The organism is candidate division Zixibacteria bacterium HGW-Zixibacteria-1, assembly GCA_002838945.1.
Taxonomy (GTDB): domain Bacteria; phylum Zixibacteria; class MSB-5A5; order GN15; family PGXB01; genus PGXB01.
Genome location: PGXB01000025.1, coordinates 1 through 24,278 on the forward strand (window position 1 = coordinate 1; position 24,278 = coordinate 24,278).

Annotated in this window: 17 protein-coding genes; 7 read left to right on the forward strand and 10 right to left on the reverse strand. The window is 49.1% G+C overall.

All coding sequences use genetic code 11. The annotated features are described in order from the left end of the window. Window positions 1-99 precede the first annotated feature (99 nt). The gene (locus tag CVT49_10205) at window positions 100-402 is read right to left on the reverse strand and encodes a hypothetical protein (GenBank protein PKK83077.1); all 303 of its coding nucleotides are present in this window, start codon (window positions 400-402) and stop codon (window positions 100-102) included. A gap of 236 nt (window positions 403-638) precedes the next feature. Here CVT49_10205 and CVT49_10210 point away from each other — a divergent pair, with 236 nt between their 5' ends. Continuing rightward, window positions 639-3,470, forward strand: a complete 2,832-nt coding sequence (locus CVT49_10210; protein ID PKK83078.1) for an excinuclease ABC subunit UvrA — start codon at window positions 639-641, stop codon at window positions 3,468-3,470. Between the two features lie 322 nt (window positions 3,471-3,792). Further along, window positions 3,793-4,155 (forward strand): hypothetical protein, encoded by a 363-nt coding sequence (locus tag CVT49_10215; GenBank protein ID PKK83079.1) that lies wholly within the window; start codon window positions 3,793-3,795, stop codon window positions 4,153-4,155. 123 nt (window positions 4,156-4,278) lie between these two features. Here CVT49_10215 and CVT49_10220 read toward each other — a convergent pair whose 3' ends face one another. Then, the gene (locus CVT49_10220) at window positions 4,279-5,574 is read right to left on the reverse strand and encodes a phosphopyruvate hydratase (protein ID PKK83080.1); all 1,296 of its coding nucleotides are present in this window, start codon (window positions 5,572-5,574) and stop codon (window positions 4,279-4,281) included. Between the two features lie 185 nt (window positions 5,575-5,759). Between CVT49_10220 and CVT49_10225 the strand changes: the two genes are divergently transcribed. The 3 genes from CVT49_10225 (at window position 5,760) to CVT49_10235 (ending at window position 8,509) form a co-directional block, all read left to right on the forward strand. Beyond that, a complete protein-coding gene (locus CVT49_10225; GenBank protein PKK83081.1) occupies window positions 5,760-6,755 on the forward strand; it encodes an NAD-dependent dehydratase in 996 nt (331 codons plus the stop codon). Window positions 6,756-6,772: 17 nt separating this feature from the next. Then, window positions 6,773-7,474: a nucleoside-diphosphate-sugar pyrophosphorylase gene (locus CVT49_10230; protein ID PKK83111.1), complete on the forward strand. Its 702-nt coding sequence runs from the start codon at window positions 6,773-6,775 to the stop codon at window positions 7,472-7,474. A 66-nt stretch (window positions 7,475-7,540) separates the two neighbouring features. After that, complete coding sequence (locus CVT49_10235; protein PKK83082.1) at window positions 7,541-8,509, forward strand: LPS biosynthesis protein WbpP; 969 nt, start codon at window positions 7,541-7,543, stop codon at window positions 8,507-8,509. An 88-nt stretch (window positions 8,510-8,597) separates the two neighbouring features. On the opposite strand, the gene CVT49_10240 is transcribed toward CVT49_10235, so the two are convergent. From CVT49_10240 to lon, 8 genes are all read right to left on the reverse strand, one after another. Further along, on the reverse strand, window positions 8,598-8,903 hold the full coding sequence (locus CVT49_10240; protein PKK83083.1) for a hypothetical protein: 306 nt from the start codon (window positions 8,901-8,903) through the stop codon (window positions 8,598-8,600). 70 nt (window positions 8,904-8,973) lie between these two features. Beyond that, window positions 8,974-10,809 (reverse strand): hypothetical protein, encoded by a 1,836-nt coding sequence (locus CVT49_10245; GenBank protein ID PKK83084.1) that lies wholly within the window; start codon window positions 10,807-10,809, stop codon window positions 8,974-8,976. Window positions 10,810-10,817: 8 nt separating this feature from the next. Continuing rightward, window positions 10,818-11,369 carry a hypothetical protein gene (locus tag CVT49_10250; GenBank protein ID PKK83085.1) on the reverse strand — a complete coding sequence of 184 codons (552 nt, stop codon included), beginning with the start codon at window positions 11,367-11,369 and terminating at the stop codon, window positions 10,818-10,820. Window positions 11,370-11,384: 15 nt separating this feature from the next. Further along, the gene (locus CVT49_10255; GenBank protein ID PKK83086.1) at window positions 11,385-12,236 is read right to left on the reverse strand and encodes a hypothetical protein; all 852 of its coding nucleotides are present in this window, start codon (window positions 12,234-12,236) and stop codon (window positions 11,385-11,387) included. Between the two features lie 373 nt (window positions 12,237-12,609). Continuing rightward, window positions 12,610-16,215 (reverse strand): hypothetical protein, encoded by a 3,606-nt coding sequence (locus CVT49_10260; GenBank protein PKK83087.1) that lies wholly within the window; start codon window positions 16,213-16,215, stop codon window positions 12,610-12,612. Window positions 16,216-16,501: 286 nt separating this feature from the next. Further along, a complete protein-coding gene (locus CVT49_10265; GenBank protein PKK83088.1) occupies window positions 16,502-17,776 on the reverse strand; it encodes an adenylosuccinate synthase in 1,275 nt (424 codons plus the stop codon). Window positions 17,777-17,796: 20 nt separating this feature from the next. Continuing rightward, on the reverse strand, window positions 17,797-18,375 hold the full coding sequence (locus tag CVT49_10270; GenBank protein ID PKK83089.1) for a YihA family ribosome biogenesis GTP-binding protein: 579 nt from the start codon (window positions 18,373-18,375) through the stop codon (window positions 17,797-17,799). A gap of 62 nt (window positions 18,376-18,437) precedes the next feature. Next, window positions 18,438-20,825 carry an endopeptidase La gene (gene lon / locus CVT49_10275; protein ID PKK83090.1) on the reverse strand — a complete coding sequence of 796 codons (2,388 nt, stop codon included), beginning with the start codon at window positions 20,823-20,825 and terminating at the stop codon, window positions 18,438-18,440. Window positions 20,826-21,215: 390 nt separating this feature from the next. Here lon and CVT49_10280 point away from each other — a divergent pair, with 390 nt between their 5' ends. Beyond that, window positions 21,216-22,961 carry a hypothetical protein gene (locus CVT49_10280; GenBank protein PKK83091.1) on the forward strand — a complete coding sequence of 582 codons (1,746 nt, stop codon included), beginning with the start codon at window positions 21,216-21,218 and terminating at the stop codon, window positions 22,959-22,961. Further along, complete coding sequence (locus CVT49_10285; GenBank protein PKK83092.1) at window positions 22,958-24,277, forward strand: hypothetical protein; 1,320 nt, start codon at window positions 22,958-22,960, stop codon at window positions 24,275-24,277. Before CVT49_10280 ends, CVT49_10285 begins: the two co-directional genes overlap by 4 nt. Window position 24,278 lies beyond the last annotated feature (1 nt).

The window sequence follows — 24,278 nt, forward strand, 5'->3', positions numbered from 1 at the left end:
AACGCCGTCATTCGAGCCTGGGTTTTAAAAATCCAGTTGACTTCGAACGGGCAGCTACCCTATCTTAACTATGTGTCCATTTTTTTAGGGGAAGACCATTCATTGATCAAAGATATCCTGCTCCCAACAAGACCCTGACGTTGGTTTAGTGACTTTCTTACCCCCCAATATCTCTACTGATACTTTTTTAACATCTTCCGCATGCTTACGAGACCATTTTTTTGAAGTTACAAGATATTCAAATACATCATTTGGGCTATAATCAACACCATGTTGAATCAAAATCTCGAATAATTCAATAGCCTTACTCTTATCATAAGGATGGTTTATGCCGGTTCCAAGATTGACCTTATTAGATAAGTCGTCCAAGGCTGCAAAAATTACATTATTGGTCTTTTTCATAATGTCTCCTAACTAGTTATATTTATTTAACATATCTTTGTCTTTTATTCATTCGCCGATTTTATGAATATATTTTATTTTTTAAAAATGTAAAGCCTCTGGTGCCACTTTCTGTCATAAATGTGATTCCCAAGACTTAAGATATTTCTTATAAAACAATCAAAAAAAGAGCCATCACCCGGCACAAATATCGTATATTACGGGTTGCACTTTTTTATAGGATGTAATGACAGAATATGACAGAATCACAATATATTTTGATAAAAGGTGCCCGCGAGCACAATCTTAAGAATATCGACGTTAAAATTCCGCGTAATAAGCTGGTGGTAATCACCGGGTTATCCGGATCGGGGAAATCCTCGCTGGCCTTCGATACGATCTATGCCGAAGGGCAGCGGCGCTATGTCGAGTCGCTTTCGGCCTATGCCCGGCAGTTTCTGGGATTGATGGAAAAGCCGGATGTCGATATGATCGAGGGATTGTCGCCGGCAATTTCTATCGAGCAGAAGGGTTCAGCCAAGAATCCGCGCTCGACGGTCGGCACTGTTACCGAAATATATGACTATATGCGCCTGCTCTTTGCCCGGATCGGGGCGCAGCATTGCACCAATTGCGGCGAGCCGATCACCCGCCAGACGGTTGAACAGATTGTCGATTCGGTGCTGTCATTCGAAGAGGACACCCGATTGATGGTGCTGGCGCCGCTGGTGCGCGGCAAGAAAGGCGAGCACAAGGAGGTTATCGCGCAGGCCAAGCGGGAAGGATTCGTGCGGTTGCGCATCGACGGCGAAGTGGTCGAAACCGAAAGCGAAATCGAGCTTAAGAAGAATGTCAAGCATACCATCGAAGTGGTCGTTGATCGGCTGGTGGTCAAACAGCGTTCGGCCCGGCGGCTGGCTGATTCGGTCGAGACGGCTCTTAAGACGTCGCACGGCATCGTCCTGATCAATATCAAAGGCAATGACATGCTCTTTTCCGAGCAGTCGGCCTGTTTGAAATGCGGCATCAGCTATGAAGAGTTGTCGCCGCGCATGTTTTCGTTCAATTCGCCGTTCGGGGCCTGCCCGACCTGTTCCGGGCTGGGCCAGAAGATGGATATCGACCCCGACCTGGTGGTGCCGAATCCGTCACTGCCTCTCAATCAGGGTGCGATTCATCCCTGGGGATCGGAGATGGCCAACTGGTACCGCTTCATGGTCCGCGGCGTGGCCAAACATTTCGATTTCAAGATGTCCACCCCGTTCAATAAGCTTCCGGAAAAAGTCCAGAAAATTCTTATGTTTGGTTCCGGCAGCGAGCATATAAAATTCGAATATGAACATTCCAACGGCCGCGGTTCCGGCGAATATGAGAGCAAATTCGAGGGCGTGATTCCCAATCTCGAGCGCCGTTACCGGCAGACGCAGTCATCGGGTGTCCGGCAGTGGATTGAGCAGTACATGTCGATATCGCAATGCCCGGTCTGCAAGGGGGCGAGGCTGAAACCGGAAGCGCTTTCGGTCATTATCAATCGCGAGACGATCGACTCGATTACCGAGATGTCGATCAAGCAGGCGCGGCAGTTTTTCGACAATCTCAAACTCAACAAGCGGCAGGAGCAGATCGCCCGACAAATCATGAAGGAAATCAGGGAGCGGTTGAGCTTTCTGGATGATGTCGGGCTCAATTACCTGACGCTGGGGCGCGCCTCATCATCGTTATCGGGCGGCGAATCGCAGCGTATCCGTCTGGCCACGCAGATCGGATCGCGGCTGGTGGGTGTGATGTATATCCTGGATGAGCCATCGATCGGGCTGCATCAGCGCGACAACAAGAAACTTCTCAAAACATTGTGCGAATTACGCGATATCGGCAACACCGTGATAGTTGTCGAGCATGATCGCGAGACAATAGAAAGCGCCGATTACGTGATCGATCTCGGGCCCGGCGCCGGCGAACACGGGGGCAAAATTGTCGCCGAGGGCACCCCGTATCAGATCAAAAAAACCGCGACATCCATCACCGGCGCCTACCTGGCCAGGAAGAAAGTCATTCCGGTTCCGGGGGGGCGGCGCAAATTCAACGGCAATTTTATCACATTGACCGGCGCATCGGGCAATAATCTCAAAAAAGTAACGGTTGATATCCCGACCGGCATCTTTACCGTTGTCACGGGAGTGTCGGGATCCGGTAAATCGACCCTCATCAATGAAACCTTGTATCGCATTCTGGCCCGTCATTTTTATAATTCCCGCAAGACACCGCTGGAATATGAAGATATCAAGGGGCTGGAACATATCGACAAAGTGGTTGATATCGATCAATCACCCATCGGACGGACTCCCCGCTCCAATCCGGCGACATACACCGGCGTTTTCACCCATATTCGGGAACTTTTTTCCCAATTGCAGGAATCCAAGGTGCGCGGATACAATCCGGGACGGTTCTCATTCAATGTCAAGGGCGGGCGGTGTGAATCATGCCAGGGAGACGGTATCATCAAGATCGAGATGCATTTTCTGCCTGATGTCTATATTCCATGCGAGGTATGCAAGGGAAAGCGGTTCAACCGGGAGACGCTTGAGGTTACATATAAGGGCAAAAGTGTCGCCGATGTTCTTGATATGACGGTCGATGAGGCACTGGTATTTTTCGAAAACATCCCGCGTATCAAGCGCAAGCTGATGACGTTGAAAAAGGTGGGATTAGGGTATATTCATCTGGGGCAGCAGGCTACGACTCTCTCCGGCGGCGAGGCGCAGCGTGTGAAGCTGGCCACGGAACTGTCCAAAACCGCCACCGGCTCGACCATGTATATCCTCGATGAGCCGACCACCGGCCTTCATTTCGAGGATATTCGGATGCTTTTGAGTGTTTTGAATGAACTGGTTGACCGCGGCAACACCATTCTCGTGATCGAACATAACATCGATGTCATCAAAACGGCCGATTATGTCATCGATATCGGTCCCGAGGGGGGTGATGACGGCGGCAGGATCATCGCCACCGGTACACCCGAGGAAGTTGCCGAGGTGAATACATCATTCACCGGACGATATATTGCCGCGGAATTGGGCAAAACCTCCTGATTGCATTAAAACTCATCTCCATTTTTCCATATTCGGATGAATCAAAGCGGCATTCGCCGGCGCATAATGTGCGATAGATAAGTACATAAATCTTATATTTTCTTTATTTTTTTTAATTTTTTTGTTGTTTCATGGTTTTAACTTCTCTTTCTTTAAGACGATAATATATTTAGGGTTGTTAATCAGTTGCATGATACATGGAGAATTGATTAAATTAAGTCGTACGAAATATTAATGGCAGAATCCATTTTTCATGCATCACTAATTGGGAATACATCTAAAACCAATCACTAAATCCGATACCTAACGAAAGGAGCGGAAAATGGCAGTAAAGAAGAAAGCGAAAGCCAAACCTAAGGCCAAAGCCAAAGCCAAGCCGAAAGGCAGAAAGAAACCGATGGGCAAAGCCTGGAGCAAAGATGAAATCAAGATGCTCCGCCTGTTGTATAAGACCAAACCGGCATCGGCCATTGCCAAGGAGATGAAGAGATCACTGGCATCGGTTCGCGGCAAGATCAGCGCTCTTGGTCTGGTGAAACCGGCTTCGGCCAGAAAGGCAAGAGCGAAAGCCAAACCGAAACCGAAACCGAAACCAAGACCGAAGAAGAAAGCCAAAGCCAAAGCGAAGCCGAAAAAGAAAGCCAAGGCGAAGGCGAAGCCCAGGAAAAAAGCCCGGAGAAGATGACATCTTTGTCTAGGCCAAGGATGGAACAATCTAAAAGGACTTAAAATTTCATTCCGGGGAAAAAACCCGCCCCCTTAAGGGCGGGTTTTAGTTTGTACCGATTTGTTTTTGAATCAAGCGGGGCTATTTCAAGTTATAGAAAACATCCCGACCGAGATATTGCGCCACCGGGCCGATCGACTCCTCGATTCGCAACAATTGGTTATATTTGCATATTCGATCGGTGCGACAGACCGACCCGGTCTTGATCTGACCGGTTCCCGCCGCTACGACGACATCGGCAATGGTGTTGTCTTCGGTTTCACCCGAACGATGCGACACCACCGCCGTGAAGCCGGCTTTCTGGGCCATCTCGATGGCGTCGAGCGTCTCGGTGAGAGTGCCGATCTGATTCAGCTTGATAAGAATCGAATTGGATGACTTCTCTTTGATACCGCGCGCCAGCCGCTTGGGATTGGTCACATAAAGATCATCACCGACTATCTGTATCTTGTCACCCATCTGGGCCGTCATGTTTTTCCACCCATCCCAGTCATCCTCGGCCAGACCATCCTCGATAGAAATAATAGGATATTTCTTGACCAGTTTTTCATAATAATCGATCATCTGATCGGAAGTGAACTTCTTGCCCTCGCTTTTCAGATTATATATTTTCTTCTTATCATCATAAAACTCCGTCGAAGCCGGATCAAGCGCCAAAAGAATATCCTTGCCCGCTTTATATCCCGACTTGGCGATGGCTTCCATGATGACTTCCAGGGCCTCTTCATTCGACTTCAAATCAGGTGCGAAGCCACCCTCATCACCGACCGAGGTATTGTATTTTTTGGCCTTGAGAACCGTTTTAAGAGCCCCGAACACTTCGGCGCCCATCTGCAGCGCTTTGGAGAAAGATCCCGCCCCTACCGGCATGATCATGAATTCCTGCAGATCAACATTATTGTCGGCATGTTTGCCGCCGTTGAGAATATTCATCATCGGCACCGGGAGCAGCTTGCAATTACTGCCGCCGATATACTCATACAGAAAACGCCCCACCGATTGTGCCGCCGCTTTGGCGGTGGCCAGTGAAACCCCCAGCAGCGCATTGGCCCCATATTTCCCCTTGTTTTCGGTGCCGTCAAGGGAAATGAGGAAATTATCCAGGGTTACCTGATCGTATGGATCAATGCTATTCGAAAGAATAGCCGGCGCAATTTTCTTGTTGACGTTGTCAACCGCCTTAAGCACCGATTTACCGAAATATATTTTAGGATCACCATCGCGAAGCTCAACCGCCTCATGAGCCCCGGTTGATGCACCGGAAGGCACCGCCGCCCGCCCAAGAGTCCCGTCGGACAGGACGACATCGACTTCAATCGTCGGGGTGCCGCGGGAATCAAGGATCTGGCGTGCCGAAATAAAATCATAATCAGACATTGTTACTTCCTTTCACGATATACACTATTGCAGGACAATCTATCCGGCCCGACTGGCCGTTTCAACAAAAAACTGATTGCGGACTTTGTCTCTTATACGAATAAGCTGCAAGCGCTTATCAGCCGATAATATAGCTGGAGAAAAAACTTGGAATTAAATAGTGAAAAACGTTATATTGGCCCAAAATGAAGAAATCCGTAAAAAATAAAAAAGTTCTGGTGACCGGTGCGGCCGGCTTTATCGGGTCGCATTTGACCGAAATGCTGTTGAAAGGCGGCGCCCGGGTCACGGCGCTGGTCAGATATACCTCATCGGGACAGATTGGCTGGCTGGAATACCTGCCGCCTTCGGCCAAAGACAGGCTGAGTATTATCCATGGCGATATTCGGGATCCGGATATATGCGAGGCGGCAGTCAAAGGAAACGATTATATTTTTAATCTCGCGGCCCAGATCGCTATCCCCTATTCATATATAGCGCCGCGCGATTTTCTGGCGGTCAATGCCGTCGGAACGGCCAACATGCTTCAGGCGGCCCGGGCCGAGGAAGTCAAAAAAATCCTGCAGGTTTCCACCTCGGAGGTTTACGGCACGGCCCAATATGCGCCGATCGATGAGAGGCACCCGCAGGTGGCGCAGTCGCCTTATTCGGCATCGAAAATCGCCGCCGACAAAACGGCCCAGTCATTTTACCATAGTTTTGGACTGCCGGTCGTGACGGTTCGCCCTTTCAACTGCTATGGCCCACGGCAGTCGGCGCGTGCCATCATTCCGACTATCATTCTGCAGGCGCTTCGCGGCAGGGTAATCAGACTGGGCAATGTCGAATCGAGCCGTGATCTTAATTTTGTGACCGATATTGCGGCCGGGATGATCGACGCCTGTTTGAACGAGAACACATCGGGAATGACCATGAATCTGGCTTCGGGTGAGGATCATCCAATCGCGGAACTGGTCGATATTATCGGTGGAATAATTAACAAAAGACTATCCATCAAGACCGAAAAGCGACGCAAAAGACCGGCCTCATCGGAAGTCTGGCGGCTGGTAGGCGACAGTACTCTGGCAAAAGAAACGATCGGATATAAATCGACTGTCACCATGCAAGCCGGGTTAAAAAAGACCATTGAATTTTTCGAGAAACATATTGATATGTACGCCAAAGAGGATTATCAATTGTGAAGCGCAATCGGGAAACCATCAGCCAGGCGGTAATACTCGCCGGCGGCGAAGGGCGGCGTCTTCTTCCCTATACCAGAGTTTTGCCCAAACCTCTCTGGCCGGTCGGCGATATTCCAATTGTCGAGATACTTATCCGTCAGTTGGTCAGAGCCGGCATCCGGGAGATAATCATGGCGGTCGGTTATCAGGCCGATTTGATGCGCATAATTCTGGGCGACGGGCGTCAATTCGGGGTGAATATAAAATATTCCGTAGAGAAAAAGCCGATGGGGACAGCGGCGCCTCTTAAAAAAATAAAGGGACTCAAGAGCAATTTTCTCGTTCTGAATGGTGATCTCCTGACCGATTTGCCATTCAAAGATTTCATGAAGGCGCATCTCGGGGCCGATTCGCCGGCGACAGTGGCGGTCTTCAAGCGAACGGTCAAAGTCGATTTTGGTGTTGTGATCGCTCCCAAAGACAAAATTGATCAATACATAGAAAAACCGGTCCTGGGTTATTCGGTATCGATGGGAATATATGCTTTCAATCGCGAAATTCTGGATTTGATTCCCAATCGCCGTTTCGATTTCCCGGATCTGGTCGAAAAATTGATCCAAAACGGGCGAAATCCATCGGTATATCGTTTCAAGGGGCAATGGCTCGATATCGGCCGCCCGGACGACTGGGAGAAGGCCGATGCCCTTTTTAGAAAAAAACCGCAAGTATTTTTACAATGACTTGCATAGTATTTTAGTTTCCAGTCGATATTATCAACAGGACATAAATTAGAAGGAAATATATATATGAAATATCTTATAACGGGCGGCGCCGGATTCATCGGAAGCAATATTGCCCATGAATTGCTCAAGAAGGGCGCACAGGTCCGCATCATCGACAACTTCTCCACCGGACGAAGAATCAATATTTCCGATATCGAGGATAAAATTGAAGTGATCGACGGTGATATCCGCGATTTCTGGACGGTCAAAGAGGCGATCGAAGGGGTGGATTATGTTTTGCATCAGGCGGCCCTGCCATCGGTGCCCCGGTCGGTAAAAAATCCGCTGACGTCGAATTCGGTCAATATCGACGGCACGCTCAATTTGCTCGAAGCGGCCAAACAGGCGGGTGTCAAACGCTTTGTGATGGCGTCATCATCATCGGTCTATGGCGACACGCCGGAATTGCCGAAACATGAAGCGATGTGGACCGATCCCCTGTCTCCGTATGCCGTAACCAAACTGACCGGTGAAAAGTACTGCAAGGTTTTCTTTGAGCTTTATGGACTGGAAACGGTCTGCCTGCGTTATTTCAATATTTTCGGACCCAGACAGGACCCGAAATCGGAATATGCGGCGGTTATCCCTAAATTTATCAATGCCATGCTGGCCGGAAAGCAGCCGATTGTATTCGGTGACGGCGAGCAGTCGCGCGATTTCACGTATATCGACAATGCCGTTCAGGCCAACCTTCTGGCCACAACCGCACCTGATGCGCCGGGGAAATATTTCAATATCGCCTGTGGCGCCCGTTTCACGCTGAATCAGCTAATTGAAATGCTTGGCGAGATTCTTGAAACCGATATCAAGGCCAAGTACACTCCGCCCCGACGCGGTGACATTCTTCATTCTTATGCCGATATAGCCCGGGCGCGGAAGGAACTGGGATATGATCCCAGGATCATGTTCGAAGACGGTCTCAGGAAGACGGTTGAATGGTTTTCGGCCATTTTCAATTCGCATACTCCGGCGGGCGGAATAAAAATCGGATAATTCGCAGGACTCTGAGATAATAAAAGCGGCGTATCGCATGATCGCCGCTTTTGATTTTTTAAATAGAGACTTAAAATTAAGAATTCTATCAGTCATCAAACAAATTGTCGAAACGCTTTTTGCGGCCGTCCTTATTTTCTCTCGGAGTAACTTTCCCGCCCGGCGTATGAAGCGCCAGCCTGATCTGGAACCAGTCACAGAAATTCGATTTGTCTTTCATTGGAATCGGCGCATCAAGCTTCTCACGGCACTGCCAGCGGGCGGTCGGGTCAAAATGACGACACCCCCGACAGCAGCGTAAATCGGCCAGACAATGGGGACAGGCATCACTACGGGTCACTTTTCCTTCGATGCCGGTAGGCCGTCCGCAATTCCAACATATCAAGTCACCCATCAGCAATCCCTCATAAAGATTAAAACCATCGTAACCTTCCTAATATAATGTAAAAACGCAAGGATGCAAATTATCTCTGCAAAATCAGTTTTTGGCGATATCGCCTTTCGACCTCATTCATATAGAGGATCAGGGTCAGAAGCTGATAAAGATGCAATCTGTCCGGGCGCCCGTTGAGGTAACGGTCAAGACAGCCAGGGTCAAAATGGGATTTCACCGTCTCGCAATTGTCATATAGTTTTCGGATCTCGCCGGCTAACCGGGCATGTTCGGTTTCAATATACCGCCTCGGCCCGGCTTTTCCCCGAATCCACTGCCCGGCTTTAAATAGATAGCGATTATCGCGGACAGTCCTCTTTATTTTCATCCGATTCCGGAACATTATCCGGCTGAGGGCCGAATCGAAGCGCACCCCGCTGCCATACATCGGGATATTCAGCGATTGCGGGCTGAGAAGTTTTAAAAACAGGGCAAAGAAATCATAGTCGATATATCCGGGAGGTATCATTTCGGCGGCAAAGGAAAACAGATGATTCCCCCACATCGGCGCGACGGTCCAGCAAAAAAGGCGGTTGCGATCCTCACCGGAGTTGACTGTTTTATTATTGTAATCAAAAAACAGGTGCCGGGTCTGGGCCACCGGATCGGTCTCATCATACCGGTCGATATCCAATACAAGACTATCATGCAATTCGGATTTCTTCAGACTCAGCAATGGACAGGCATCCGACATTTTCATGTAATGATTATACCCGTCATCAATGATGGCATCGGCGAGATGATGATACCCTTTTTTGGGCATATATACCCAGCGAATAAACTCGCCCCCCATCCCTTTGAAATTGGCAAACGGCCCGGGGAGTTTATTCTCTCGTTCCAGATCATCATAATAGCAGGAGGTGTCGATCAACCCGTTGACCAGCCCATCGGTGATATAGAGAATCCGGGTCATTTCGGTAATATCATCGACCGGATGCGCGGCCGACATGATATGGATATCTTTTTCATATAGCCCGGCCAGTCGCCGGGCCGTGCCGGTTTCGTCGCCGGTTATCAATTTATCGGTGCAGGCGGTGAAGTCGGCCTTCATCTCGCATAATCCGGCGAAAACCGCCCGTGTATCATAGCCGCCGCTTAAATCCGCGACAATCGACAATTCCTTTTCCCGAAGCTTGTCATGGCGCCATGTCAACGACTGTCGGAACAGGTCCAGATATCTGCCAGCCGCTCCGGATCGGCTCAAGCCGGTATCATTGTGTTTAAAAGAAACCGGGACGATATTATTGAATATTTCGGTCTTAATAAAAGCATCGTTTATATTTACCGTTAAAGCCGAAGCCGGGCCCAGCCGGTGAATATTCTTAAAAAATGTCTTATCACCGAGAATATATTCCAGCGTCAGAAATTCGGCCAGGGCTTGAACATCATATTGAATGGAAGGCACCCATTCGAGTACGAATTTTACTTCCCGCGACAGGGCCAGCATCTGATCGGAAAGACTGTAATAAACAGGTAAGCGCCCCCAGCGATCGTTAAAAAACAGCAGCCGGTTGTCTTGTTTCAAATAGATAAGTACAAGATAGTCGCCATCGGCATCATGCATGAATTGCCTGACAGCATCCGGATATGTATCATTTCTTCGAAATTTGTCGGCGATATCGAACAGTCGTGATTTGATTAAATCATCAGTGATATTATAAATCAGCCCTTCGATCAATATGAACCGATCGGGCTCATCGAAGCTCAATCGGGGATAACCATTATAGCCGCAGAAGGCCGCGGCAATGTTTTTGGCTGAGATGATTTGCTCGATATTGAATTTGGGAAGATGCTTTAGCAGCGCAAAGCTATTTTCGGCTTTCTGTGGGGAGAGTCCGGGGATTGTGATCAAGCTAAGACCGGGCATGGGATTAACTACCTCGTTGAAATCATTTCAATGGCCTCTTCAGGGCAGAGATCGACACACAGGCCGCAGCCATAGCAATTGTCCCGGATTATTTGCAGTTCGCCGCTATCAATCGCCCTGGCCCGGAAATAGCATACCTCGACGCAATTGCCGCAATGCTGGCATATATCATAATTGGTTTTTTCAATAAGCGCGCCCTTATCGCACTGTTCTTCCGGTTTGGTAAAGTATCCGCAGCAGTCATCACAGCAGAAACAGATGCCTTCGATGGTTTTCCGGTCAATCTCATTTCGGAAAGGCCGCGCCACCAGATGCTTCGAAGATGCTTCTTTGAGAATATTACTGACATCGGTAAAGCAAATTTCATGCATCGATGCGCCGCTGGCCGGGATATCACCGCGAAACATCAGGCAGAGATCAAGGCGCGATTTTTGGCATATCGACCCGCGGCTTTCACGGCAACCGCAATTGGAAACCCAATAACGGTCGAATCTTTTTATTAAATCCGCCGCTTCATCATGGGTGCAGACAAAGTGAAAAGGGATTTTATCATTATTCATCGACTCGATCCTTAATTACTTATTGATTAAAAGCGGCCGAATATCGGCCATCGAGGTCCAGGCATTCTTATTCTGCTTCGCCAGAAAGACCACCGCCTCGGCGACTTCATCGACGGTCAGTTTCAGCGCGGCCTTTGAGGGTGTTTTCGATTTTTTCGACAAATTCGACATGAAACCGGTATCGGTCGAGGCGGGCGCCAGCACCGAGATTTTTATATTTTCGTTGCGGACCTCGCCGGCGACCGCCTCGGAAAAAACATTGAGGGCCGCTTTGGATGACGAGTAGGCGGCCAGGCCGGGAACGCCCATGCGTCCGGCTCCCGACGAGATATTAATTATCTGCCCGCCCCCCTGCATTCGGAAGAGGGGAATCAGTTCCAGAAAGGAAAAATAGACAGCCTTCAGGTTGGTATCGAAGATGGTATCGAATTCTTTTTCGGTGGTTTCTGTTATCGGCTTATGTATTCCAACGCCGGCATTATTGATAAAGATATCGATACGGCCGAATTTCTCGACGGTCGCGGCGATGATCTTCTTCATTTGGCTTCTGACGGTAATATCGGCCTGGACAAGCAGATAATTCTTCTTGTCAAGATTAAGCGAAAGAGCTGTCTGCCGCAGCCGGGCCATATTTCTGGAAGCCAGGACTACTCTGGCGCTCTCGCCGGCGAATTGGCGCCCGATAGCGGCGCCGATACCTCGCCCGCCGCCGGTAATGACGACCACTTTGTTCTCAAGGCTTATCATGCTAAACTCCGTTTGATGAAATTCCAGAATGGTAATGTACGACATTAAGGCACAAAAATAAAGAGGTTGATATTCGGCGGAAATGGCATAAAAAAAGAGTCGGGAACCCGCCCCCCTCAAAAAAGCGGGTTCCCTGCCTCGAGAAAAAGAAGATGGCGATTTACAGAAGCGACATCAGCAAATTTATTTCTAAAGCTTTTCTATGGCTTCCGCATTCACCTGTATGTAAAGCAAGCCTCATACCAAACTCCCAACAGCTCGGAGTGGTGACGCCTAAGATGTTGACAGCATTATGATTACGGCGACAGAAATGAATGATTGGTGTTCGTTCCGAAGTATAAACTCGTATGGTTCTACGAATCGCCGAGGTAATAATGGCGTAAGATCATGTAATTTCGCCAATTGAGAAGTACGTCGAAAATAACGATTCTCGTCAATATCTACGAGGTAATTCGGCTGTTGCCCGGTCGAAGGAATTACAGGTTATTGAATTTCAGGTGGCGGTAGTTACCGCGGGAACATTATCAAGAGCTTTTCGGATAGCCTGGGCCAATGATTTTAAGGTCACAGGTTTTCTGAGGAAACCGGAAGCTCCCAGATCAAGAGCATATTTCGCTCTCTCGGATCTGGCGAAGCCGGAAACGATGATGGCCTTTTGGTTTGGTCGAAGGTCGAGAATCTTTTTATAAGTATCGGCGCCGTCAATGCCCGGAGGCATAATCATATCCATAAGAATAAGATCAATCGTATTTTCCTTGATTCTTTGGATAGCGTCCTCACCACTGTCCGCCATCAGGACCGTATAGCCGAGCTTTTCCAGAAGTTTGGCGGTGACATCGCGCTGTTCCGCATCATCGTCCACCACCATAATCGTTTCCTCGCCGCCATAAATCTGATCGCCCTGAAAGCTCTCTATTTCCTGGCGCGTGACCGGGAAATAAAGATAGAACTTCGTCCCTCGTTCGGGTTTGGTCTCCAAATCGATATACCCGTGATGATCCTCCATGACGGCATGAACCACACTCAGACCGAGCCCGGAGCCGCGCCGTTTATCCGTTGCCTTGGTTGTGAAAAACGGGTCAAAAATCTTACTCACTATTTTTGAAGGTATTCCCTTGCCGGTATCGGCCAGGGTCAGTTTGACATATTCGCCCTTGGGAATGTTTTCGTAACCGCCGGCCAATTCATCAAGATAGTAATTTTCGGTTTGTATCGTAAGGGTTCCGCCGTCTTCCATGGCATCATAGGCGTTGGTCACCAGATTTGAAATCACCCGGTGAATCTGGGCGCCGCCACCGACGATATTCATCAGGTCACCGGCCAGCCTGGAAACGACCTTTACATTGCCGGAGGGCGGCTGTATGTGAGCCAGAACATCTTTGACAATGTCATTAAGGGCCAGTGGAGTCAATTCATAATGCGCCCGCCGCCCCAGAGTAAGGAGCTGCTGATTGATATCGGCAATCTTTTGGGCGGAATTCTCCATGGCATTCAGATACTTGATAACGCGGCTGTTTTCCGGCAGTTCATCCTTTATAAGTTCAGGAAAGGCGACCAATGGCCCTAGCAGGTTATTGAAATCATGAGCGACCTGCCCGGCGATTCGTCCGGCTGTCTCAAGGCGCTGGGCGCGAAGGGCGAAATTCTGCAGTCGTCTGGTTTCGGTGATATCGCGGGCAATGCCGCATAGACCGATTATTTGCCCGTCAGCATCACGCATCGGCACCTTGATTACATGAACAAGTTTTTCCTCACCGCACACGGGCCGCGAGCTTTCTTCATTAATGATTTCTCCTCCAAGAACCTTTTCGTCGACCAACGCTATCCGCCGGGAGGCCTCGCGGCCGAACAGGTCATGATCGGATTTGCCTATCAACTCCGAGGCATCGATCCCGAAAAGTCTCCCTACCGCCGGGTTGGCCGCAACATATCTCAAATTGAGATCCTTTATAAAAATCATATCCTGGGCCGATTCAAAAATGGTACGAAACCATTCTTCACTTTGACGAAGTGCTTCTTCGGCTTTTTTCCAGTTTGTGATATCCCGGGTTACTGTCAGAATATGCGGCACACCTTTGAGATAGATTATAGTTGCCGACATCAGGGCGGTAACCACGGAGCCATCCTTTTTCCGGAAGTCGGCTTCTATATTTTTGACAAATCCATCTTTTCTCAGACCATTTACTAATTTTTGGCGGTCATTAATATCCACCCACAGATTCAGGTCAGATGAAGTTTTGCCCTCTGCCTCTTCTTTTAAATATCCTGTTAATGCGGTAAAACCGTCGTTGACCTGGATCAGCCTTCCATCATTAACCTGACTGATTAATATCGAGTCGGGACTGGTATCGAAGGCCAGACGGACCCGCTCTTCACTTTCCTTGAGAGCTGCAGCCGCCCGCTTGCGGGCCGAGATATCGCGGACCACCCCTTGGACAATACGGCATCCGCCAAGTTCCATCAAGGTCGATGAGACTTCGGCCTGGAAAATATCATTATTCACTTTCCTGAAATCGATCTCAAAAAAGACAGAACCGTCCCGCACCACCCTTTCAAACGCCGCTTTCGCCGTCGGCAACATATTTTCCGGATGGATATCCTCAATTTTGTTCTTCAGCATTTCTTCACGGGTACAGCCGAATAACTGGAGGGTCTTTTTATTGACATCGATTATGTTTCCATCGAGGTCATGGATGAAGATGGCATCACTGGAATTATGGAAAAGAAGACTGTATTTTTCTTTGTTTTCGCGCAGAGCCTGCTCGGCCGCTTTGCGCTCGGTGATATCCATATTTATGCCGAGAATGCCGATTGTCTGGTCGCTATCAAGAATGGGAGCAATAATATTATGTATGTATTTCTTCTCATCATTTATTGCATATATGACTTCTTCATCGACCGTCTCGCCGGAAAGAGCCCGAGAGTTATTCCGCCGCCACAGCTCTTTGATCTCTTCTGTCGGCGCCACCTCTTCAGGCAGTTTCCCAATAATATTGCCCCAATTACGCAGGCATGTTTTGTTTTGAAGCACATAGCGCCCGCTCTCATCCATTGCAAAAAAGTCAAAGGGCAGGCTGTCCATGGTCGCCCGCAACAGAGCTTCATTCTTTCTGAGTTGATCTTCAGCCTTTTTGGCGGCGGTAATATCCCTGATAATGGTTATTACCCGTTCCACCCTGTTGTCCTTATAGATGGCGATTTTCCGAGTGTCAGTAATTACTTCCTGCCTGGACAAATCAGTCGATTCGTGGGTTACAATTGTCTTCCCATTCTTGAAAATATTCTCATATTCTTTCTTTACTGATTCCGGAAGAAAAGGATATATCGAGAACAGATTTCGACCTACCAAATCGGTGTCGAGGCCCAGCTCCTTATGCCATTTTAGAAGAGCCTGATTTACCAGAACAACGTTATAATTACGGTCGATAACATGAAGCGGGTCCCCCAGCAAGTCGATAGTTGAACGATATTGCTCTTCCGAGCTTCTTAGCGCATCCTCATTCTCTTTGCGTTCGGTAATATCAGCTGTCAGCACATATCGACCGATGATAACGTCGCTCTCAATGGAGAAAGAATATCGATTGCGAATATACCGCCTGACGCCGTCCTTGCGCACGATCCAGAATCGCAGCTCATCGGGAAAAATCCCGCGCAGTTTCGATTCCTCGATCACATGGAGCAGGCGCTCTCGTTCTTCGGGAGCAGCCAGGGCAGGGGCGTCCATTTTCATTAATTCTTCACGAGGGCAGCCAAAAATCTCGCAGGCACGGTCGTTAACATAGACGATCCGCCCGCTTTCTATAATTGTCAGGCCGTCATTGATATAATCCGCCGTCCGCCTGAAACGGATCTCACTTTCGCGAAGGGCCGTCTCGATCAGGCGTCGCTTTCTCAATATTCGTGATGCAATAAGACCGAAGATAGTTATAACAACCAAAACAAAGGCGCGGAAGTATATCTCCTGAGCAGAAAGTCCCAATATGAGCAGGTCCCAGAAGGACTCCTGGTAATAAATCAAATGATCGATTATGGTATCGGTAACCCAGTATACCACTCCCAATAAAATTGAAATTACAAAAATCTTAGATTCGGCTCTCATATTGCTCAAAATAATCAATCCTGCCTATTGCCGGGGTTTCGCTGTAATTATCTGATCGGGATGGTATTGCCCCCTCATAAATTTCCTATTTATGGTCGAGTTCAATTACTCATAGCGACAAATGCTTCTTACCCATGCCAAAGCATGGGAAAGAGGCATAATATTAATATCGGAATAACGCTCGTTTCTTTTAACCAATATGGGTGGGGAAAAGGGGCCGTTTGATAACGGCCCTAGCCAAAAAAGCAGCGGTTCCTTCAGGTCGAAAGAACCTTTAGGCAAAATCTTATACTACGATGGTTTCCTCTCGTCGGGCTCCCGTCGAAACCAGGCAGATCTTAACATCGAGATCGGTGGCGATAAACCCGAGATAAGTCCGGGCCTTTTCAGGCAGCGCATTAAAATCATGCTTATCTGTCGTCGATGTCAGCCAGCCGTCAAACTCCCTGTAAATCGGTTTGACATGCCACAGATCGGACAGGTCCAGCGGAACTTCCTGAATTTCATTGCCATCAAGGGTATAGCCGACACAAATCTTTATCTTTTCCATATTGTCAAGAACATCCAGTTTGGTAACGGCGATTTTCTCAATCCCGTTAATTCTGCAGGCATGCCGAAGCGCGACCAGGTCGAGCCAGCCGGTTCGACGCGGCCGGCCGGTGGTGGCGCCGTATTCGCCGCCCGATTCGCGCAGTTTTTCGCCGGTATCATCGAGCAATTCGGTGGGGAACGGCCCGGCGCCGACCCGGGTGGTATAAGCCTTGACCACGCCGATAACTTCATCGAAGATTTTCGGGCCGACACCCAGCCCGGTCAGGGCGCCGCCGACGGTCGTGTTGGACGAAGTGGCATAGGGATAAGTTCCCAGATCAACATCAAGCATGGCGCCCTGGGCTCCTTCGAACAGAATCGACTTGCCGGCCTTGTGATGCCTGGTCAGTTCCAGCGAAACATTGACCATCCGCGGTTTCAGTACCGGGGCGATTTCAAGCAAATCATTATAAATTTTATTAATGTCGGCACGATCATCATCGGCACCGGTGAAGATATCGGACCGTGTCCGCCGATACAGTTCCAGCTTTTCACGGAGTTTGTCGGGAGCGTAAAGATCGCACAGGCGGATCCCGAAGCGGCCGACTTTGTCCCGGTAGGCCGGCCCGATACCGCGAAGGGTGGTCCCGATGCCGCCGTTCCCGCGATTGGATTCCTGGAGCGAATCAATCAACTTATGATACGGCATGACCAGATTGGCCGCGGATGATATGAACAAACGCCCTTCGGTCCGGATGCCTTCCTTTTCCAATAATTCCAATTCTTCGATCAAACCGAACGGATCGACAACGACACCATTGCCGATATAGCATATTTTCCCCGGATGAATGATCCCCGATGGTATCAAATGCAAAACATATTTTTTATTTCCATCCAGGATAGTGTGTCCGGCATTGGCCCCACCCTGGAACCGGGCAATAATGTCGGCTTTTTCGGCCAGGAGATCGACCACCTTGCCTTTGCCTTCATCGCCCCATTGACAGCCGACTACGACAATGTTTTTACCCATAGTAAAATCTCTTCCGCGGTTTACTTCGGATTGCCGACAACGTCCTCAATCCACTTTATTAATTCCCTTTTCCCGACCCCGGACACACTGGAGAACGGAATCGGCGTTACTTTGAAAACCTTTTCTATTTCTTTGCTCTTTTTGGCCAAATTATTCCTGGTTAACTTATCCGCTTTTGTCAGAACAATGGCGAAATCCAGATTCCGGCTTTGCAGCCAATCAACCATCATCAGGTCATCTTCATTCGGATCGCGCCGGCAGTCAAGGAGAAAACAGACCGCCCGCAGCATGGGCGAACTTTCCAAATAATTATTTACCAGCTTGCCCCATTGGCGTTTTTCGTTTTCCGAGGCCTTCGCATAACCATAGCCGGGCAGGTCCACAAAAAAGTACTTTTCATTGATCAAGAAAAAATTTACCAACCTTGTGCGACCGGGAGTTTTGGAAGTTTTCGCGAGCCGCTTGACGGCAACTAACCGATTGAGCAGTGATGACTTCCCGACATTGGAACGCCCCGTAAATGCAATTTGAGGACGGGGATCCGAAGGAATTTTTTGGGCGTCCGCGTAGGACCTGTAAAATACAGCATTTAGCGGCATATTAAGTTTTCCGGTCTGAATAACCGAAGTAGTATATCAAATTCAAAACCAAAATAGAAGCCTTATTTTTTCTTTTTCTTCGACCCGCTTAATTTACTGTTGCCAAGCAGCTTACCTTCGAAGGCAATATTAATGGCCTCGTCAACCTTCTTGACCAGGTGAAGCTTCATCCCCTCAACCAGTTTCTTGGGCAACTCAGGAATATCCTTTTTATTCTTAAACGGCATAATAATGTCGGTAATTCCGGACCTTTTCGCGGCCAGCAATTTCTCATTCAGACCGCCGATCGGGATAACATCGCCGCTGAGCGTGATTTCCCCGGTCAGGGCGAGACTTTTCCGCACCGATATCCCGGTCAGGGCGGAAAGCAGCGATACCAGCATGGTAATGCCGGCCGACGGGCCGTCTTTCGGAACGGCGCCCTCCGGGACATGAATATGAATCTCCATCTTGTCATAAAAGTCCGGCTCCAGACCAAACTTCTCGGCCCGGCCGCGAACGTACGATAATCCGGCCGAAGCCGATTCACGCATGACTTCGCCCAGTTTGCCGGTCAGGTTCAGTTTGCCCGCCCCTTTCATCAGTGTGACCTCGATCGGAAGCACTTCGCCGCCGAACTCGGTCCAGGCCAGACCGACCGCATAGCCCGGCTCCGGTTTCATTTTGATGTCGGTCGAGATATAGGTGGGAGCGCCCAGGAAATCATTAATCTTTTTGACACCCACGGCGAATTTTTTCTTCTTCGAGCCTTCCGCAATCTGCTGGGTCACTTTGCGCAGGACCGAGGCCAGCTTGCGCTCGACTTCCCGAACGCCGGCTTCACGGGTATAATTGCGGATTATTTCATATATAGCGGCATCATTAATATCAACACTGACCCCTCCGAGTCCCATTTCACTTTTCAGTTTGGGCAGAAGGTACATCTTGGCAATGGCCAGTTTTTCGTGCTCCAGATAGCCGGGCAGGCGGATAATTTCCATGCGGTCGATCAGCGCCGGCGGAATACCGGAGAGCGAATTGGCGGTAGTAATAAAAAGGACCTTCGACAGATCGTAATCGATTTCCATGTAATTATCCGAAAAAGTCGAGTTCTGTTCCGGATCGAGCACTTCCAGCAGGGCCGCGGCCGGATCCCCTCGGAAATCTATGCCGATCTTATCCACTTCATCCAGAAGGAACACCGGGTTGGCCGACCCGGCTTTCTTTATTGATTGTATTATCCGTCCCGGCAGCGAGCCGATGTAGGTTCGGCGATGGCCGCGTATTTCGGCCTCATCCCGGACGCCGCCCAGCGACATCCGGACAAATTTGCGATTAAGGGACCGTGCAATTGATTTGCCGACCGAAGTTTTCCCCACTCCGGGAGGGCCGACAAAGCACAAAATCGGGCCGCGAACTTTTCCGGCCACCCTGAGAACGGCCAGATGCTCCAGTATCCGTTTCTTGGCTTTCTCAAGACCATAGTGGTCGCCGTCGAGAATAGATTTCACTTCCCTGAAATTGGATCGATCGCGGGTATATATCCGCCAGGGCAGCGCCAGCAGCCACTCAACATAACCCCTGACAACCGCCGATTCGGCCGAATAGGGGTGCATCTTCGATAACTTCTTAAGTTCTTCCTCGGCTTTGGCAAGCACTTCTTCCGGAGCATCAAGCTTCTCGAGTTTTTCGTAAAGGTCTTCGACCTCGTTGGAGATATCCTCGCCCTGGCCCAATTCCTCCTTGATAGCTTTCAGTTGTTTCTGCAGGTAGAATTCTTTTTGATCTTTGGAGAGAGCATCGCGCACGGTGCCGTCGATCTTCTGCTCGATCCGGAGAATTTCTATTTCGGAACGAAGAACCCGTGAGAGTTCCCGGAACTGTTTTTTCACGGAATCAAGCTCAAGGATGTGCTGTTTGGTATGCATTTTCAGGAGAATATGAGCCGTAACGGTATCGGCCAGTCGCTGGTATTCCTCGATGCCGGAAAAAGACAGCAGGACCTCATCCGGGATGCGGCGATTGAGATGAACATATTCCGAAAAAAGCTCCCTGACCGTCCGCGAGAGCGCTTCCGTCTCCCGATCAAGGTCGATCATGGGCGGGACAAATTTGACATGAGTGGTAAAGAAGCCCTTGGTTTTATTGAAAGTATCAATTCTTGCCCGCACCAGGCCTTCGACCAGCACTTTCATGGTTCCATTGGGGAGTTTCATAAGCTGCAATATGCGGGAGACGACCCCGACCTGATACAGATCGCTCTGCGTGGGCAAATCGACATCCGGCATTTTCTGGGCGCAAAGGAAAACCTGCTTGTCGAGCACCATAGCTTCCTGAAGGGCCGCAATCGTAAACGGCCGCCCGACCAGCAGGGGATAAACCATGTGCGGCAGGATGACGACATCACGAAGCGGTATGACCGGAAGGACACTGCCGATTTCTATATCTTCTTCACCATATTGCAACTTCATATAGACCTTTCCTCAATTATGGAAGCCTCACTCAAAACGCCTTGTAATTTAACCAATTTCTCCGCTAATGGTTAGGGTTTTTTGACAATGATTGATAAGTAGCAGCGGTGTATTGAGATAGGACAAAAAAGAGGCCGCAGTACAGGCTCTCTTTCATCCGCCTTCCAAAATCGGCAAAAGCCGGTAGAAAATATATCTAGCCTGAAATATTTCGGGCCAAAGTCCCCCCGTATCTTATTTTCTCTTAAAGAATAAGCCAAAAAGCCCTTGCCAAAACGGGCAATCTATAGTATAGTTTTAGACTTATTAATACGGTGAGGAACGATTTAGACTTCAGTCAGTATAAACATCTGTGAATAAAAGAATATTAAAATAGAGGAATATTGGTTCATGAAAAAGCTAACGACCTGTTTATTTGCTTTTCTTTCACTTGCCATGGCCGCAACGATGATGACCGGATGCGGCAGCGACGATGACCTGGTTCTGGCTAAAGTCGGTGGCGAGAAAATCTATGCCGCGGATATCGATGATATTTTCCAGCGCAACCGGGAAGTTTTCGCTTCATTTGACGAGGAACTCCAGTGGCGCAAAACCATTCTGGACAGCCTGATCGTACAGCAGCTTCTAATCGAAGAAGCTTATAAGAAAAACATCGATGAATCGGAAGAGGTCAATCGCATCGTTCTCGGAAACCGCGATCAATTTCTGCTGGATATTTTATATCTGCGCCAGGTCAGCGACAAGGTCAGCGTTACAGATGAAGAGCTCAAAGATTTCTATGCCAAACTTGAATACAAGGTACAGGCCTCGCATATACTGGTGGATAATGGAGATACTGCCAAAGTGATTATTGATTCGCTTCAGGCCGGCTCCAATTTCGAGAATCTGGCCGTCAAATATTCCCGTGATCCCAGCGCCCAGCGCAATCGAGGTGATCTTGGATATTTCATCTGGGGGCAGATGGATCCGGTTTTTCAGGAACAGGTGTTCAAAATGAATCCCGGCGAAACCTCGGAGCCGTTCGAGACCAAATACGGCTGGCATATTGTCAGGATGGTTGACCGCGCCCCCAATGAACTGCGCGGCACCTATGAAAAAATGTATGACCAGCTTCGCGCCTCGGTGGAAGCACAGAAACGAAATGCCCGGCTGGAAGAATACCGGGCGGAGTTGATGACCAAATATCCGATCACCGTTGACACCATCACCTGTCAGTACCTGTTGCACAAGCGCGCCAGCCTCTACCCGCCTTCGATTCTGGAAACACTGCCGAAAAACGATTTCGACCTGAACCAGCTTGACCGGGATGAAAAGGAATTGATTCTGGCCAACTGGGACGGCGGGCAGATGGCTCTCGGGCAATATCTGGTCAGCGCCAAGAAATTCCGGCCCAATCAGCGGCCGAATTTCGATGAATATAATTTATTGGCGGAGTTTATTTTCAATGTAAATATTTTGGATATCCTTAGTCTCGAGGCGCGGCGCCTGGGGCTCGAGGATGACGCCGATTATAAGCGTAAGCTTAAAAAATTCAAAGAACTGGCCATGGCCGATGTTATGGAAAACGACTCCCTTCCGCTGGCAAGTGAGACCGATGAAGGCGAGATGCTCCAGTATTATGAAGACAACCCGGCCGAGTTCAGCATTCCCGGCAAGATACATCTTTACGAAGTCATGTTCAATGACTACCAGATGGCCAAAACATATGCGGGGAAAGTCGGCACCTTGACAAAATTCAAGGCTCTTGCTTCCCAATACACCGAGCGCGCCGGCAAACGGACCGACGGCGGCGATCTTGGCTGGGTGGATGAGCGCATGTATCCGAGGTTATATAAAGCGGCGGAATTGGCTGATGTCGGTGACGTTCTGGGACCGATACCGGTCAGCGGCAAACAATCAATTATTTATGTCGCTGAAAAGAAGCCGACCGAGCTGCAGGATTTTGGGGCTGTCAAACAGACGATAAAGGATAAACTGAACAAGCTCCGCCGCAGCCAGTCTTTCGAAGAGTGGGTTGGAAAACAGAAGGAGTCGGCCTCGATTAAAATTTATGAAAACAATATCAGAGCCAGTATCAATAAGATCAAATATTCGGATACCGAGACCAAAACCGGCGCCGATTCGACGATAGGATGATGAGTGCACCGCTTATGAAACATTTTCTTATTCACATATTGGTTTTGCTCGGCATTTCGCTGACGGCGATTCCGGGTTTATTCGCAGCGGAACCGATCGAGAGGATTATTGCGGTGGTCGGGCGCGAGCCGATTATGGCTTCAGAACTGGCGGCGCAGATACAACTGTATATCATTCAGACCAATGAAAAACCGCAGAATCAGCGTGATCTGGAGATGCTGCAGAGTAATATCCTCAATCAAATGATCAGCGAGCGGCTTTTTTTGATCGAGGCCCGCAAGGATACGCTGATCAGGGTCACGCCGCAGGAAATCGATAAGGCCCTGGACGAGCATATTGCGAAGATTGCCTCACAATTTGAAACCGAGGATGCTTTTCTGGATCAGATTGCCAAAGAGGGTATGACGCTTCGGGAATACAAGAAACGGTTGCGCCCCGAAATCGAGAATCAATTGTTCAAACAGCGCCTGATAAACAGTAAGCTGTCGAAAATTTCGATATCCCGACAGGAAGTTATCGATTTTTATGACAAGTTCCGGGATTCGATCCCTGACCAGCCCGAGGCGGTAAAGCTGGCGCATATTTTGATTACATTTCAGCCGTCGGGAGGAACCGAGGACTCGATCATGCAGGTGGCGGAAAAAGTCCGGGAGCAGGCTGCGGCGGGGGTCGATTTTGTAACCTTGGCGGCTCAGTATTCCGATGGGCCGACGGCCCTGACGGGGGGCGATCTTGGATTTATTTCGTCGGATGATGTTGTCCCGGAATTCGGGCGGGTGGCTTTCAATCTCAAACCGGGAGATATCTCGGCACCGATACGAACCGAATTCGGCATTCATATTATCAAGTGTGAAGAAATCTCCGGCAAACAGGCGCATCTGCGCCATATTTTATTCCAGGTTAAGCCGACCGCGGCCGACTCGCTTTTGGCTTATAATCTGGTAGATTCTCTGCTAAATGAGATTAAAAACGGAGTCGATTTCAGGGAGCTGGCCAAGATATACTCGGCTGATGATGACTCCCGCAAGGCGGGTGGCGAACTGGGCTGGTTTGCCATCAGGGATTTGCCTCCCTCATTTGGGCTGGCACTGGAAAAAATGCCGAATATTAATGATGTTTACGGCCCGGCCATGACCGAATATGGCCTGCATATTCTTAAAAAGCTCGACTGGCAGAAAGGCGGAACCCTTAATCCGCAGGATAATTTTGATCAGATTAAGGAAATGGCCCGACAGTCAAAAACGGGCGAGTATGTCGATAAGTGGCTTGAGGATATAAAAGAAAAAACTTTCGTCGAGATTCGTAATCTGGATTAAT